The following is a 12,841-nucleotide window of genomic DNA, read 5'->3' as shown; positions in this document are numbered from 1 at the left end:
AGCAATGGCTGTGCCAGGGCGAACGGCGCCCGCTGGGGCTGCGAAGCGCCCTGGTGCGCGAAATTGGTGCGGTGCACCACCCGGACAGGTGCTGGATGGGCAGCACAGCGCACCAGCTTCGGGCATGGAACCTGCTTTCCGCTGGTGCATGAGTTTTGATCTCGAATTTGGTTTTGTCTCGCTGCCTGGACGCAAGTCCGAGAACGAGGATTTCGCGGCCCTGGTCAGTGGCCAGGGTCACGAGCAGGCCCGTGGGGCGATTGCCGCGATTGCCGACGGCGTGAGCACCGGGGGCTTTGGCCGCGAGGCGGCTCAGACCACCGTGACGACGCTGGTGCGCGACTATTTCGGTACCCCCGAAACCTGGGACACCACGGTGGCCCTGGACCGCGTCATCAGCGCGCAGAACGCTTGGTTGGCGGGCATCAACCGGCGCCGTCAGCCCGCGCTGGGCCTGACCACGCTCACCGCTCTGGTGCTGCGCGGGCAGACCTATACCGTGGCCCATGTCGGCGACACCCGGGCCTACCTGGTGCGCGATGGCGAGATGCAGCAACTCACGGTCGATCATGTGATGCCGCACACCGACTTCGCCCACCAGCTGACCCGGGCCGTGGGGCTGGAGGATCGTTTGCTGGTCGATTACAGCCAGGGCGATCTGCAAAGTGGCGATACCTTCGTGCTGCTGTCCGATGGGGTGCATGGCAGCCTGCCGGGTCGCGACATCCTGGCCTTGTTGGCGCAGGGGCTGGCGCCCCAGGCCCTGTGTGAGGCGCTGGTCAAGGCCGCGCTGCGCAGCGGCAGTGACGACAACCTGACGGCGGCGGTGGTGCGGGTGCAGGGGGCGCTGGAAGCCACGCTGCAGGACGAGGCTCGCCACGCCTTGCAACAGCCGGTGCTGCCTTTGCTCAAGGTGGGCGATGGGGTGGATGGGCTGGAGGTGCTGGCGCTGGTGGCTGACAGCGGCATTCACCGTCTCTACCAGGTGCGCGATCCGTTGACGCAGCGCTGCTATGCCCTGAAGTCGCTGCACCCCCAGCGTGCGCACGACCCCGAAGAGCGCCAGACCCTGGCTCACGAGGCTTGGGTGGCGCGCCGCATGCAGGGCGGCAGTGCCGCGGGACACCTGGCCCGGCTCCATGACTGGCCACCGCAAGGGGCGGCTTCGGCCAGCGGCTTTTACTTGCTGTACGACTGGTACGACGGCGAGACCCTGGGGGCCTTGCTGCAGCGGCAGGCGGCCCTGCCCCTGGCCCAGGTGCTCAACCTGGTCACCCAGGCCTTGCGCACGCTGGCGGTGTTGCACCGGCAAGGGGTGGTGCACCGGGATGTGAAGCCCGACAACCTGCACCTGGGCGACGACGGCGTGCTGCGCCTGCTGGACCTGGGCGTGGCCTTGAGCGGGCGTGAGCCGGCGGCCACGCGCGAGCTGCATGCCGGCACACCCAGCTACATGAACCCTGAGCAGTGGGCCGGACATGGCCAGGCGGGCCACAAGGCGCAGTTGCCCGATGCCGGCAGCGACCTGTATGCGCTGGGCGTGACGCTGTATCAACTGCTCAGCCTGGGTCGCTTGCCGTATGGCGAGGTGCTGCCCTACCAGAGTGGGCGCTACCACCGCGATCCGCAGCCACCCAGCCGGCACAATCCCCAGGTGCCGATCTGGCTCGACCATGTCGCCCTGAAGGCCGTGGCGCGACAGCGCGCACAACGCTTCGAGACCGCCGAGGAGATGCTGCTGGCGCTGGAGCGCGGTGCGTCTCGCCCCCTGAGTGCGCCGGTGGCAACGCCCTTGATCCAGCGCGACCCTGCGGCGGTCTGGAAAATCGCCCTGGTGGTCAGCGTGTTGTTCAATGCAGCGCTGGTTTATTGCCTGCTGTTCCTGCCGCACTGAGCCGCACCAAACACTTGCATCTGCCGGGCGGGCCAGACGGACGGTGTCCGTTGGGTTGGGGGCGACTTCAGTGGCGGGCGCGACCGCCTTTTTCGGCCCAGGTGCGGGTCCAGCGGATCTGCATCACGCGCAACAGCAGCAGCACCGCCACGGCACAGGCGGCAAAGCAGGCGAAGCCGAGCAGGTAAGAGCCGGTGTACTGCTTGGAGAAGCCCATCAGATTGGGCACCAGGCCGCCGCCCAGTGCGCCGAGTTCGCCGATCATGGAGCCCGCCACCGCGGTGGTCAGCGGCCAGCGCAGGGGTACCAGCTGGAACAGCGCGCCATTGCCCGCGCCCAGGGCCGAGAAACAGACCAGAAACAGCAGCACCGTGACCGGCAGCGAGCCTTGGGCGAAGCCTGCCAGCAGCAGGCTGGCGGCGGTGACGACCAGCACCCCCGTCAGGGTGTTCACGCCGCCCCAAAGATCAGACAGCCAGCCCCCCATGACCCGCAGTGCTGCGCCCAGGAAGGCAGCGAGCATGGTGAGCTGGCCAGCCTGAACTTTGCTGACCCCGAATTGTTCGTAGAAATAGCTGGGCAGAAAGGCTGACAGGCCCACGAAACCGCCAAAGGTGACGGCATAGATCAGGCTGAACGCCCAGCCGTCTTTTTCGTAAAGGCAGGACAGGTGCTCGCGCAGCGTGGTGTGGGGCGACAGGTCGGCCGGCTCTTTGGCAAAGACCACCATCACGGCCGCCGGAATGGCCACGCTCAGCGCGGCGATGCCATACACCGTCTGCCAGCCGAAGTTCTGTGCCAGCACCGGGGCCAGCAGCGCTGCGAAGGCCGTGCCGACGTTGCCGGCACCCACGATGCCCATGGCCAGGCCCTTGTAGCGGGGCGGGAACGAACCCGAGCCCAGTGACATGGCCACGCCGAAGCTGGCGCCGGCCACCCCCAGCAGCACGCCCATGGCCAGCAGGTCGTTGAAGCTTTGCACGAAGAAGTAGCCGTAGGCCATGCTCAGGCTGATGCCGCCCATTTCGACCAGGGTGGCGTTTTTGCGTCCGATGTACTGCGCCATCAGACCCAGCGGAAAGCGCATGAAGGCCCCGGCAAAGATCGGGATGGACAGCATCAGGCCCTTTTGCGTGGGACTGAGTTGCAGCGCCTCGGTGATGAAGGGCGCCATGGCACCGTTGATGGACCAGATGGCAAAGGAAAAGCCAAAGTACAGGAAGGCTGACCAGAGCGTGGGGCTGTGACCTGCGCGGTGGAACTCTCGGAAATTGAACATGGGTGTCTTTGCGGCCCCGAGGGCATGGCGGAAAACAAAAAAGGCGTCCGCACCGGATGGCTTTCTGAGAAAGAAGCCAACGGTGGGGACGCCTGTGTCCTGAGGGGCTGCGGTGCATCGTCACGCCACAGCCCCTGACAGCCTTGTGGGGCCGATGCCTTGATTCAAGCAAACTCCGTGCCGCCAAAACAGGCCTTGGAAACGGCTTGGACTCGGTCTTTTTGCCTGGGTTTGGTGCAGCGGCCTCGCTTTGAAGGGTGGAGGCCGTCGACTTGGTGCATGCCCGCCCAGGGACGGGGCCGTCTATGAAAAACGCCCCTCGACGGCGCAGGGCCGGGAGGGGCGCCGTGGGAGGGGGCGCGGCTCAGGCGGCGGTCTTTTCGACGTGGGCCTGACGGGTGTAGAGGAAATCAATCACGGCCTTGCGGTAGCCCAGGTACTGAGTGCTTTCAGCCAGCGCAACACGCGAGCGGGGGCGGGGCAGGTCAACGCTCAGGACCTCGCCGATGGTGGCGGCCGGGCCGTTGGTCATCATCACGATCTTGTCGGACAGCAGCACGGCTTCGTCCACGTCGTGGGTCACCATCACCACGGTGGCCTGGGTTTCGGCCACGATGTCCAGCAGCTCGTCCTGCAGCTTGGCCCGGGTGAGGGCATCGAGGGCGCCAAAGGGCTCGTCCATCAGCAGCACCTGGGGCTCCATGGACAGGGCACGGGCGATGCCCACGCGCTGTTTCATGCCACCCGAGATTTCGCCCGGGCGCTTTTGCGCCGCCGCACTCAGCCCGACCAGGGCCAGGGCCGCTTCAGTGCGGGCCTTGAGCTGGGCCTTGCTTTCGCGCTGGCCGAAGACGCGCTCCACGGCCAGGTGGATGTTCTCGTGGCAGGTGAGCCAGGGCAGCAGGGAGTGGTTCTGGAACACCACCGCCCGCTCCGGGCCGGGGCCCTTGATTTCGCGGTTGGCGCACAGCATGGCGCCCTGGGTGGGGGAGGTCAGCCCGGCAATCAGGTTGAGCAAGGTGGACTTGCCGCAGCCGCTGTGGCCGATGAGGGCCACGAATTCACCTTTGGCGATGGTGAGATGGATGTCCCGCAGGGCAGGGAAGGCCCCTTTGGCGGTGCGAAAAGTCTGTTCGACACCCTGGATCTCGATGTACTTGGCGCTGTTCATGGCGTGTTCCTTGATGACGGGGTGGGTCAGCTCTTGACTTCTTCGAAGGTGAAGGCCGTGGCGATGCGGATCAGGGCGTATTCCAGCAGCAGGCCCACGCCGCCGATCACGAAGATGGCAATGATGATGTTCTTGACGTTGAGGTTGTTCCACTCGTCCCAGACCCAGAAGCCGATGCCCACGCCGCCGGTCAGCATTTCAGCGGCCACGATCACCAGCCAGGCCGTGCCCACGGCCAGGCGCACGCCGGTCAGCATGTAGGGCAGCACCGAGGGGAACAGGATCTTGGTGAAGATCTTCCACTCCGACAGCTTGAGCACGCGGGCCACGTTCATGTAGTCCTGCGGCACGCGCTGCACGCCCACGGCGGTGTTGATGATCATGGGCCAGATCGAGCAGATGAAGATGGTCCAGATGGCTGCCGGGTTGGCGCCCTTGAAGACCAGCAGGCCAATGGGCAGCCAGGCCAGCGGCGACACCGGGCGCAGCAGGCTGATCAAGGGGTTGAACATGCGCGAGAGGAACTCAAAGCGACCGATCAAAAAGCCGGCCGGAATGCCCACCAGGGCGGCCAGGCCGAAGCCCATGGCCACGCGCTTGAGGGAAAACAGCACGTTCCAGCCCACGCCCTGGTCGTTGGGGCCCTTGCTGTAGAACGGGTCGCTGAACACCTCCAGGGCCTGCTTGAAGGTGTCGGCCGGCGAGGGGATGGCGCTGGCGGTGGTGATCGACACGATGGCCCACAGGCCCAGCATCAGGCCCAGGCCAAAAACCGGTGGCAGCACGCGCAGCCAGAAGGCGCGCCAGTCAAACGGCAGGCGTGCAGGGCGCGGGGCGGCAGGGACGGCTTTTTTCATGGCGGGGGCCTGAGCGGCAGAGGACTTGGGGGCAGGCACCTGCGAAGCGGGGATTTCGGCGGGGTTGTGGAAGACGGCACTGACCATGGCGGGCTCCTGTTGGGTGGGTGGGGCGCAGGGGAGGCTCAGGCGTGAACCTTGAAGGATTCGGCGTATTTCTTGGGGTCCTTGCCATCCCAGACCACGCCGTCGATCAACTTGCTGCTGCGCATGGGGTCTTTAGGCACGTTGATCTTCAGGGCGCTGGCGGCCTGTTTGTAGAGGTCGATCTGGTTGATCTGCTTGGCCACGGCCAGGTAGTCGGGGTGGTCCTTGAGCAGGCCCCAGCGCTTGTGCTGGGTCAGGAACCACATGCCATCGGACAGGTAGGGGAAGTTGACCGCACCATCGTTGAAAAACTTCATGTGGTTGGGGTCGTCCCAGGTCTTGCCCAGGCCGTTCTGGTAACGGCCAAGGATGCGCTGGTTGATGGCGTCCACACTGGTGTTGACGTAGGACTTGTCGGCAATGGTCTCGGCCATCTTCAGCTTGTTCTGCAGGCTGGCATCGATCCACTGGCTGGCCTCGAGGATGGCCATCATCACGGCACGCGAGGTGTTGGGGTACTTCTTGGTGAACTCGGCAGTGGTGCCCAGCACCTTCTCGGGGTGGTCTTTCCAGATGTCCTGGGTGGTGACGGCGGTGATGCCGATGCCGTCCATGATGGCGCGGTGGCCCCAGGGCTCGCCCACGCAGAAGCCGTCCATGTTGCCCACGCGCATGTTGGCCACCATCTGGGGCGGAGGCACGGTGATGACCTTGGCGTCCTGCAGCGGGTTGATGCCGGCCGAGGCGAGCCAGTAATACAGCCACATCGCATGGGTGCCGGTGGGGAAGGTCTGGGCAAAGGTGTATTCGCGCTTGTCGCTGGCCATCAGCTTGGCCAGGCTGGCCGCGTCAACCGCGCCCTTGTCGGCCAGCTTCTTGGACAGCGTGATCGCCTGGCCATTGTTGTTCAGCGTCATCAGGACGGCCATGTCTTTCTTCGGACCACCCACGCCCAGGTGCACGCCATAGATCAGGCCGTACAGCACGTGGGCGAAATCCAGTTCGCCATTGACCAGCTTGTCGCGCACACCGGCCCAACTGGCTTCTTTGCTGGGGATGATCTTCACGCCATACTTCTTGTCAAAGCCCAGCACGGAGGCCATGACCACGCTGGCACAGTCGGTGAGGGGGATGAAGCCGATCTTCACTTCTTCCTTTTCTGGCTTGTCGGAGCCGCCTGCATAGACGACCGAGCGCAGTGCCGGTGACAGGCCGGTGGCAGCCACGGCAGCGGTTTGCAGCACGGTGCGCCGGCTCAGGCGGGTGTTCAACAGGTCGGTCATGGGCTACTCCTTGAAGCTGAAGTCATTCGGAACGTACAAAGCAAAAAGGCGTCCTCACGCAGCAGCCGAGCCCTGTGGGCCAGCCGTGGTGGGGACGCCTTTGTCCTGGCAGCCTATCAAGCCCGCCATTGGGCTTGATACGCTGTGTGACCCGGAGGGGTCATGCACCTTCTAAGCAAAGGGTGTGCCAGGCGAAAAAGAGGGCGTTAGGCCTCTGGGCCGGCTTGGCTGGGCGGCCAAGTGGCACATGGCGGTGCGCAAGGTGCGGGCTTGGTGCGTGCCAAAGGCCCCAGTCGGTGCGCCGCACTGCTTTTGTGCGATGCACCAATCCCCGGTCTCATCGGTCCTGCCGAGGTGTCTGCGTGGCCCTGGGTGGGTGGGGGCAGGGCCTTTGTGTCGGTCCGGCGAGGCCGCCAGGGCCTACACTTCGGCACCGATGTTGAACCGTCTGCCCATGTCCGTGACCGCCTCCACTGCTCCTTTTGCCCATCACACGCCCAGCCAGGCCCCTGGCCTGGTTCTGGGCATCGAGTCTTCCTGTGATGAAACAGGGGTGGCCCTGGTGCATGCCAGTGCCCAGGGCGTGCCGCGCCTGGAGGCCCATGCCCTGCACAGCCAGATCGAGATGCATCAGGCCTATGGCGGGGTGGTGCCTGAATTGGCCAGCCGCGACCACATCCGGCGGGTGTTGCCGCTGGCGACCCAGGTGCTGGCGAGCGCCGGGCGCAGCCTGGCCGAGGTGGATGTGGTGGCCTACACCCGTGGGCCCGGTCTGGCGGGGGCTTTGTTGGTGGGTTCGGGCGTGGCTTGCGCACTTGGTGCGGCGCTGGGCCGGCCTGTGTTGGGCGTGCACCACCTGGAGGGCCACCTGCTGTCCCCCTTTCTGAGTGCCGATCCGCCGGAGTTCCCTTTTGTGGCCTTGCTGGTGTCGGGCGGTCACACCCAGTTGATGCGGGTGGATGCGGTGGGGGAGTACCAGATTCTGGGCGAGACCATTGACGATGCCGCGGGCGAGGCCTTCGACAAGTCGGCCAAGCTCATGGGCCTGGGCTACCCGGGCGGGCCGGCGCTGTCGCGCCTGGCCGAGGCCGGCGACCCTGCCGCGTTCAAGCTGCCCAGGCCCTTGCTGCACAGCGGTGATCTCGATTTTTCGTTTGCGGGGCTGAAGACCGCCGTACTGACCCAGGCCCGCAAACTGGGCGATGACCTGGCCGCGCGCAAGCCTGACCTGGCGGCCAGCACGCAGGCGGCCATTGTTGAGGTGTTGCTGAAGAAGTCGATGGCCGCCCTGCGCCAGACCGGTCTGCGCCGCCTGGTGGTGGCGGGCGGGGTGGGCGCCAACCGCGAGCTGCGCCAGCGCCTGAATGCGGCCTGCCAGGTGGCCCGGGTGCGGGTGCATTACCCCGAACTCCATTTGTGCACTGACAACGGCGCCATGATCGCCATGGCGGCGGCCATGCGCCTGCAGGCCGGTCGTGCCCAGGCGGGATGCGATTACAGCTTTGATGTGCGGCCCCGTTGGCCGCTGGATGCCATCGACGCGTGAGTAGGGGCCAGCCCAGAGTGCTAGTGGGTCTTGAAAAACTAATTTTTTCAACTATCACTTTGTTGAACTTGACAATTTATTCGGCAAATTCGGTAGAATTGATTCATGAGCTCCGAAAACAATTTTTCCTCCGTCCCTCCCTCTGGTGAGCACTGCACCACGATCGAGGTGGCTCGTGAATTGGGCATGGCAGTCCGTTCGGTCCAGATGATGGTGGACCGGGGCGAACTTGAGGCCTGGAAGACCCCCGGTGGACACCGACGCATTTCCCGCGTCTCGGTGGACCGCTGGTTGGCCAATCGCCGTGCTGGCCGCCGTGGCAGCCAGCGTGGCAGCCCGGCCAACCCGCGTCGGGTGCTGTTCATCGAGGATTCGGCCCACTACCAGAACCTGGTGTCGCTGATGATGCAGCAGCACTTTCCCGAGGTATCGCTTCATTTGGCCGACGATGGCATCGTGGGCCTGGCCATGTACGGGCAGTTGCAGCCCGATGTGCTGCTGCTGGACCTGTTGCTGCCAGGCATTGATGGTGCGACGCTGCTGACCAGCCTGCGCGCCCACCCGGAGCTGAACCGGAGCCAGTTGGTGGTGGTCACCTCGCTGGACGAGGAGCAGCGCCGCCCTTATGCCTTCGCGCTGCGCGACATTCCGTTGGTCTACAAACCCAACCTCGTCACCGATCTGCCCAGGCTCCTGGGTGAGTTGCTGCACGAGGGAGATGCGAGCCCGTCGACCGCCTCTGAAGCCCGGTCTGCCACGGCCGCCTGATCCATTCCTCCCTGACCGGCAGAGGCCGGTCTTTGCCCCGCAGCACCTCACGGTCTGCGGGGTTTTTCATTTTCCAAAGATTGATCGGTCGGTTTCAAGATACAAAAGGTGATTCTTGCTACCGAAGTGCTCGAAATACCAGGGGTGATCGAGGTGTCCGAGCGTAGTGCTGCAAGCGATCAAATTGACAGTGCTCAAAGTCGGGTGACGCAGGGCTTGCCCAGTGACGGGCGGCGAAAAAAAAGGCCCTTGACGGGCCTTGTGGGATGGGGCGCTCGGGCAGGTCAGCCGATGTTGATCCGGGTGCCTTGAGGTGGGGGGGGTGCCTTCTTGCCGAGTTGAAGGGTGAGCACCCCATTGACCAATTGGGCCGTGCTGGTGGCGGCGTCAAGCGCTTGCGGCAGTTCGAAGGCCCAGCGATAGCGGCGCGGCGCTTCGGCTGTGCTTTCGATGCGCACCACGCTGCCTTCGATGTCCACCTGGAGTTGTTCGCGGCTCAGGCCGGGCGCATCCAGCTGAAGTCGGTAGCCTTGCTCGGATTCTTCGAGGGGCTGGGTGCTTTCGCGTTGGCGCTGGGCCTGTTGGTGCAGGGTCTGGGCCAGGAATCTTTCGAGGCCGCGGTCCATGGCGCGCAGGCCATTGAGGTGGGCTGAGGAGCGAATCACGGGAGCGAAGATCATGGTGCAAGTCCTTTACACTGCGCGGCTCTCGAACTGAGTGCCGCATGGATCACAGGTGCGATCCAGCGGCTTTTTTTCAAGGATTTTTCTTCATGGAATATCTGCGCAGGTCCCTCTTGAAAAGGGCTTTGTCGACGTTATCTGTCGCGGCTTTGCCGTGGGTGTCGGCGCAGGCAGCCGGTGCGTCCGGCCCGATCCGGGTGGCGCTGATCGAAGGTCTGAGCGGTCCGTTCGCCAATGCGGGTGAGGCGGTTTATCGCAATGTCCTGTGGGCGGTGGAGCGCGTCAATGCTCGGGGTGGGGTGCGCCTGAGCGCTGCTGCGGGCGGGCCGCGCCCCTTGCAACTGGACCGCTACGACAGCAAAGGCCAGAACGAAGAGGCCTTGTCGGCCTTGCGCTCGGCCATTGATGACGGGGCCCGGGTGGTGCTGCAGGGCAATTCTTCGGCCACGGCGGCGGTGTTGCTGGATGCCATCAACAAGCACAACGAGCGGGATCCGGCACGACGGGTGCTGTTCCTGAACTACTCGGCCGTGGATCCGACCCTGACCAACGAGCGTTGCAGTTACTGGCATTTCCGCTTTGATGCCCATGCCGACATGCGCATGGCAGCCTTGATGGAGGTGATCCGGGAGGACCGCTCGGTCAAGAGCGTCTACCTGATCGGGCAGGACTACAGCTTTGGGCAGGCCGTGCTCAAGGAGGCGCGTCGTCAACTGGGTGAGCAACGCCCGGATGTGCAGGTGGCGGGCGAAGAACTGCATCCCATGGGGCGGGTGAAAGACTTCGCACCTTACGCGGTCAAGATCAAGGCCAGCGGTGCGCAAGCGGTGATCACTGGCAACTGGGGCAATGACTTGACCTTGTTGATCAAGGCTGCACGCGAGGTGGGCTACGAGGGGCGCTTTTTCACCTATTACGGCAATGCGCTGGGGGCGCCGGCGGCCATCGGGGATGCCGGCCTGGGCCGGGTGGTGGCGGTGGCGGACTGGCTGCCCAACGTGCCGGGCGCCCAGAGCGAGGCCTTCTACCAGGCCTTCCGGCAGCGCTTTCCCAAACCGGCGGATGACTATGTGCACATGCGCATGCAACTGATGATCGAGGCCCTGGCCCAGGCCATCGAGAAGGCCGGTTCGACCGAGGCTGCGGCTGTGGCCGCGAAGCTGGAGGGCAGCAGCGTGTCTTTGCATGGGCAGTCGGGCACGATGCGAGCCAGCGACCATCAGTTCCAGCAGGGCCTGGTGGTGGGCGTGATGGACAAGCAGGGGCAGCCTGGGGTTCGGTTTGACGTCGAAGGCTCGGGTTATGGCTTCAAGGTGATCCGTCAGATCCCGGCCAGCAAGGCGGAGATGGCGACCACCTGTCGCATGCAGCGCCCCTGAGCCGGCGACTCACTGGGCGTAACCCAGACAGGCGCCGGCATTCGCCCGGCCCCGGCATTCGCGGCTGAGGCGACGGTCTCGGTCGGCGCGGCTTTCTTCGGAGCCAGAGGGCGCAGCAGGTTTGCTGCGCCCTTGGCTTTTCCGGGATTTGGCCGAGGCTCGGGATGCGGCCAAGACGGGTGGCGCGGTGCTGCCGAGCAGGGCGCTCAGCCCGAGCAGGGTTTGGCGGCGGGTGAGGGTGGTGGGCATCAGGGGCTCCGATTGAAGGGGGCAGGGCCGGGCGGCTCCGCTACCATGCGACTCTTGTTCAATCGCGTTGCGACGTGCAACTACAGGACCCCCGAATGCGACCCGCCATCCTCCAGCTTGAAGAATCGAAAATCCGTGAAGTGGCCAATGCCGGCATGGGCCGGTCCGATGTGTTGGCCTTCTGGTTTGGTGAGAGTGACGAGATCACGCCTGAAGCCGTGCGGCAGGCGGCCATCGATTCGATTGCCCAGGGTGAGACTTTTTACGCCCACAACCTGGGTCTGCCCGAGTTGCGCCAGGCCTTGGCGGACTACACCACCGGCCTGCACCGGCCGGTGGGGCCTGAGCGCATTGCGGTCACGTCGGGTGGGGTGAATGCCTTGATGCTGGCGATCCAGGCCTTGGTGGAGCCCGGCGACGAGGTTCTGGCCGTGACCCCGGTCTGGCCGAATCTGCTGGCCCAGCCCGCCATCATGGGGGGTGTGGTGAAAACCGTCTCGCTCAAGCCGGTGGTGCAAGGGGCTGAGCAAGGGGCCTGGCGCCTTGATCTGCCGGAGTTGCTGGCGGCGATCACGCCGGCTACACGGCTGCTGATCGTGAATGCGCCCAACAACCCCACGGGCTGGACCCTGAGTGCCGAGGAGCAGTCGCAGATCCTGGCACATTGCCGACGCACCGGAACCTGGATCCTGGCCGACGAGGTGTATGAACGCCTGTATTACGAGCCTTCGAGCAAGGGCTGTGCGCCCAGCTTCCTTGACCTGGCCGAGCCAGAGGATCGCCTGGTGGTGGTGCACAGCTTTTCCAAGAGCTTTCTGATGACCGGCTGGCGCCTGGGCTGGCTGGTCATGCCGCCTTCGATGCTGGCCTCGATGGGCAAACTGATCGAGTTCAACACCTCGTGCGCATCGGTGTTCACCCAGCGTGCCGGCCTGGCGGCCCTGCGCGAAGGGGGCAGCATCACCCCACGGGTGGTGGCGCACCTGAAAGCCTGCCGTGATCGTCTGGTGCCGCAGTTGCAGGCGCTGCCAGGGGTGCAGGTGGCTTCGGCCAGCGGGGGCATGTATGCGTTCTTCCGCCTGCAGGGTCATGACGATTCGTTGGCGGTGGCCAAGCGACTGGTGGCCGAGGCCGGATTGGGCCTGGCGCCGGGCAGTGCTTTCGGCCAGGAGGCCGATGGCTGGCTGCGCTGGTGTTTTGCCTCGCGCGACCTGAATCGCCTGGACGAAGGGGTGATTCGCCTGCGGCGCTGGCTCGGGCTATAATTTCAAGGCTTTGCGTTTTGCAAGGCAGCACGCTGGCCGCATTTCCGGCAGTCAGCGCAAGTCAAATATTCAAAGGAACCAAAATGATCGCATCCGAAATCAAGGCCGAAGTTGTCAAGGCCAATGCACGCAGCGCCAATGACACGGGTAGCCCAGAAGTTCAGGTCGCCATCCTGACCGCCCGCATCAACGAACTGACCCCTCACTTCAAGACCCATGCCAAGGATCACCACGGTCGCCGTGGTCTGCTGCGCATGGTGAGCCGCCGTCGCAAGCTGCTCGACTACCTGAAGGGCAAGGACGCTGACCGTTACACCGCACTGATCGCCAAGCTGGGTCTGCGCAAGTAATTCGAGCGACGAATGCTGGACGCCTGAGTT

General features: G+C 64.9%; 12 protein-coding genes. 6 read left to right on the top strand and 6 right to left on the bottom strand.

Annotated features, from left to right (window positions below; translation table 11 throughout):
• The first annotated feature begins 148 nt into the window (after positions 1-148).
• Positions 149-1,894 (top strand): bifunctional protein-serine/threonine kinase/phosphatase, encoded by a 1,746-nt coding sequence (locus AC07VS_RS20855; RefSeq protein WP_494751922.1) that lies wholly within the window; start codon positions 149-151, stop codon positions 1,892-1,894.
• Positions 1,895-1,961: 67 nt separating this feature from the next.
• Here the strand turns inward: AC07VS_RS20855 and AC07VS_RS20850 are convergent, their stop codons facing one another.
• The 4 genes from AC07VS_RS20850 to AC07VS_RS20835 all read right to left on the bottom strand — a co-directional run bounded on the left by AC07VS_RS20850 (position 1,962) and on the right by AC07VS_RS20835 (position 6,571).
• A complete protein-coding gene (locus tag AC07VS_RS20850) occupies positions 1,962-3,173 on the bottom strand; it encodes an MFS transporter (protein ID WP_492348083.1) in 1,212 nt (403 codons plus the stop codon).
• 364 nt (positions 3,174-3,537) lie between these two features.
• Positions 3,538-4,344: an ABC transporter ATP-binding protein gene (locus tag AC07VS_RS20845; protein ID WP_494658201.1), complete on the bottom strand. Its 807-nt coding sequence runs from the start codon at positions 4,342-4,344 to the stop codon at positions 3,538-3,540.
• Positions 4,345-4,370: 26 nt separating this feature from the next.
• Positions 4,371-5,288, bottom strand: a complete 918-nt coding sequence (gene ntrB, locus AC07VS_RS20840) for a nitrate ABC transporter permease (protein ID WP_492348085.1) — start codon at positions 5,286-5,288, stop codon at positions 4,371-4,373.
• A gap of 38 nt (positions 5,289-5,326) precedes the next feature.
• Positions 5,327-6,571 (bottom strand): CmpA/NrtA family ABC transporter substrate-binding protein, encoded by a 1,245-nt coding sequence (locus AC07VS_RS20835; RefSeq protein WP_494751842.1) that lies wholly within the window; start codon positions 6,569-6,571, stop codon positions 5,327-5,329.
• Positions 6,572-7,025: 454 nt separating this feature from the next.
• Here AC07VS_RS20835 and tsaD point away from each other — a divergent pair, with 454 nt between their 5' ends.
• Together tsaD and AC07VS_RS20825 are read left to right on the top strand one after the other, a co-directional pair.
• The gene (gene tsaD, locus AC07VS_RS20830) at positions 7,026-8,117 is read left to right on the top strand and encodes a tRNA (adenosine(37)-N6)-threonylcarbamoyltransferase complex transferase subunit TsaD (protein WP_494658199.1); all 1,092 of its coding nucleotides are present in this window, start codon (positions 7,026-7,028) and stop codon (positions 8,115-8,117) included.
• A 105-nt stretch (positions 8,118-8,222) separates the two neighbouring features.
• Positions 8,223-8,885, top strand: a complete 663-nt coding sequence (locus AC07VS_RS20825; protein ID WP_494751841.1) for a helix-turn-helix domain-containing protein — start codon at positions 8,223-8,225, stop codon at positions 8,883-8,885.
• 284 nt (positions 8,886-9,169) lie between these two features.
• Here the strand turns inward: AC07VS_RS20825 and AC07VS_RS20820 are convergent, their stop codons facing one another.
• On the bottom strand, positions 9,170-9,565 hold the full coding sequence (locus AC07VS_RS20820; protein WP_492348089.1) for an Hsp20/alpha crystallin family protein: 396 nt from the start codon (positions 9,563-9,565) through the stop codon (positions 9,170-9,172).
• Positions 9,566-9,657: 92 nt separating this feature from the next.
• On the opposite strand from AC07VS_RS20820, the gene AC07VS_RS20815 reads away from it, so the two are divergent.
• A complete protein-coding gene (locus tag AC07VS_RS20815) occupies positions 9,658-10,947 on the top strand; it encodes a branched-chain amino acid ABC transporter substrate-binding protein (protein WP_492348090.1) in 1,290 nt (429 codons plus the stop codon).
• A 9-nt stretch (positions 10,948-10,956) separates the two neighbouring features.
• Here the strand turns inward: AC07VS_RS20815 and AC07VS_RS20810 are convergent, their stop codons facing one another.
• Positions 10,957-11,196, bottom strand: a complete 240-nt coding sequence (locus AC07VS_RS20810; RefSeq protein WP_492348091.1) for a hypothetical protein — start codon at positions 11,194-11,196, stop codon at positions 10,957-10,959.
• 95 nt (positions 11,197-11,291) lie between these two features.
• Between AC07VS_RS20810 and AC07VS_RS20805 the strand changes: the two genes are divergently transcribed.
• On the top strand, positions 11,292-12,461 hold the full coding sequence (locus AC07VS_RS20805; RefSeq protein ID WP_494751840.1) for a pyridoxal phosphate-dependent aminotransferase: 1,170 nt from the start codon (positions 11,292-11,294) through the stop codon (positions 12,459-12,461).
• Positions 12,462-12,544: 83 nt separating this feature from the next.
• Positions 12,545-12,811, top strand: coding sequence for a 30S ribosomal protein S15 (rpsO, locus tag AC07VS_RS20800; protein WP_019577581.1), 267 nt, complete (start codon positions 12,545-12,547; stop codon positions 12,809-12,811).
• Positions 12,812-12,841 lie beyond the last annotated feature (30 nt).

This window comes from Curvibacter sp. GW821-FHT01G03 (assembly GCF_059422285.1).
The sequence above is the reverse complement of the archived record's forward strand: the minus strand, read 5'-3'. Positions and strand labels throughout refer to the sequence as shown.

What these genes read in the sequence shown, in the direction of transcription:
- AC07VS_RS20835 (WP_494751842.1), bottom strand. Translation starts at nt 6,571, where the DNA reads ATGACCGACCTGTTGAACACCCGCCTGAGCCGGCGCACCGTGCTGCAA.
- AC07VS_RS20820 (WP_492348089.1), bottom strand. Translation starts at nt 9,565, where the DNA reads ATGATCTTCGCTCCCGTGATTCGCTCCTCAGCCCACCTCAATGGCCTG.
- AC07VS_RS20805 (WP_494751840.1), top strand. Translation starts at nt 11,292, where the DNA reads ATGCGACCCGCCATCCTCCAGCTTGAAGAATCGAAAATCCGTGAAGTG.
- tsaD (WP_494658199.1), top strand. Translation starts at nt 7,026, where the DNA reads ATGTCCGTGACCGCCTCCACTGCTCCTTTTGCCCATCACACGCCCAGC.
- AC07VS_RS20845 (WP_494658201.1), bottom strand. Translation starts at nt 4,344, where the DNA reads ATGAACAGCGCCAAGTACATCGAGATCCAGGGTGTCGAACAGACTTTT.
- ntrB (WP_492348085.1), bottom strand. Translation starts at nt 5,288, where the DNA reads ATGGTCAGTGCCGTCTTCCACAACCCCGCCGAAATCCCCGCTTCGCAG.
- AC07VS_RS20815 (WP_492348090.1), top strand. Translation starts at nt 9,658, where the DNA reads ATGGAATATCTGCGCAGGTCCCTCTTGAAAAGGGCTTTGTCGACGTTA.
- rpsO (WP_019577581.1), top strand. Translation starts at nt 12,545, where the DNA reads ATGATCGCATCCGAAATCAAGGCCGAAGTTGTCAAGGCCAATGCACGC.
- AC07VS_RS20855 (WP_494751922.1), top strand. Translation starts at nt 149, where the DNA reads ATGAGTTTTGATCTCGAATTTGGTTTTGTCTCGCTGCCTGGACGCAAG.
- AC07VS_RS20850 (WP_492348083.1), bottom strand. Translation starts at nt 3,173, where the DNA reads ATGTTCAATTTCCGAGAGTTCCACCGCGCAGGTCACAGCCCCACGCTC.
- AC07VS_RS20810 (WP_492348091.1), bottom strand. Translation starts at nt 11,196, where the DNA reads ATGCCCACCACCCTCACCCGCCGCCAAACCCTGCTCGGGCTGAGCGCC.
- AC07VS_RS20825 (WP_494751841.1), top strand. Translation starts at nt 8,223, where the DNA reads ATGAGCTCCGAAAACAATTTTTCCTCCGTCCCTCCCTCTGGTGAGCAC.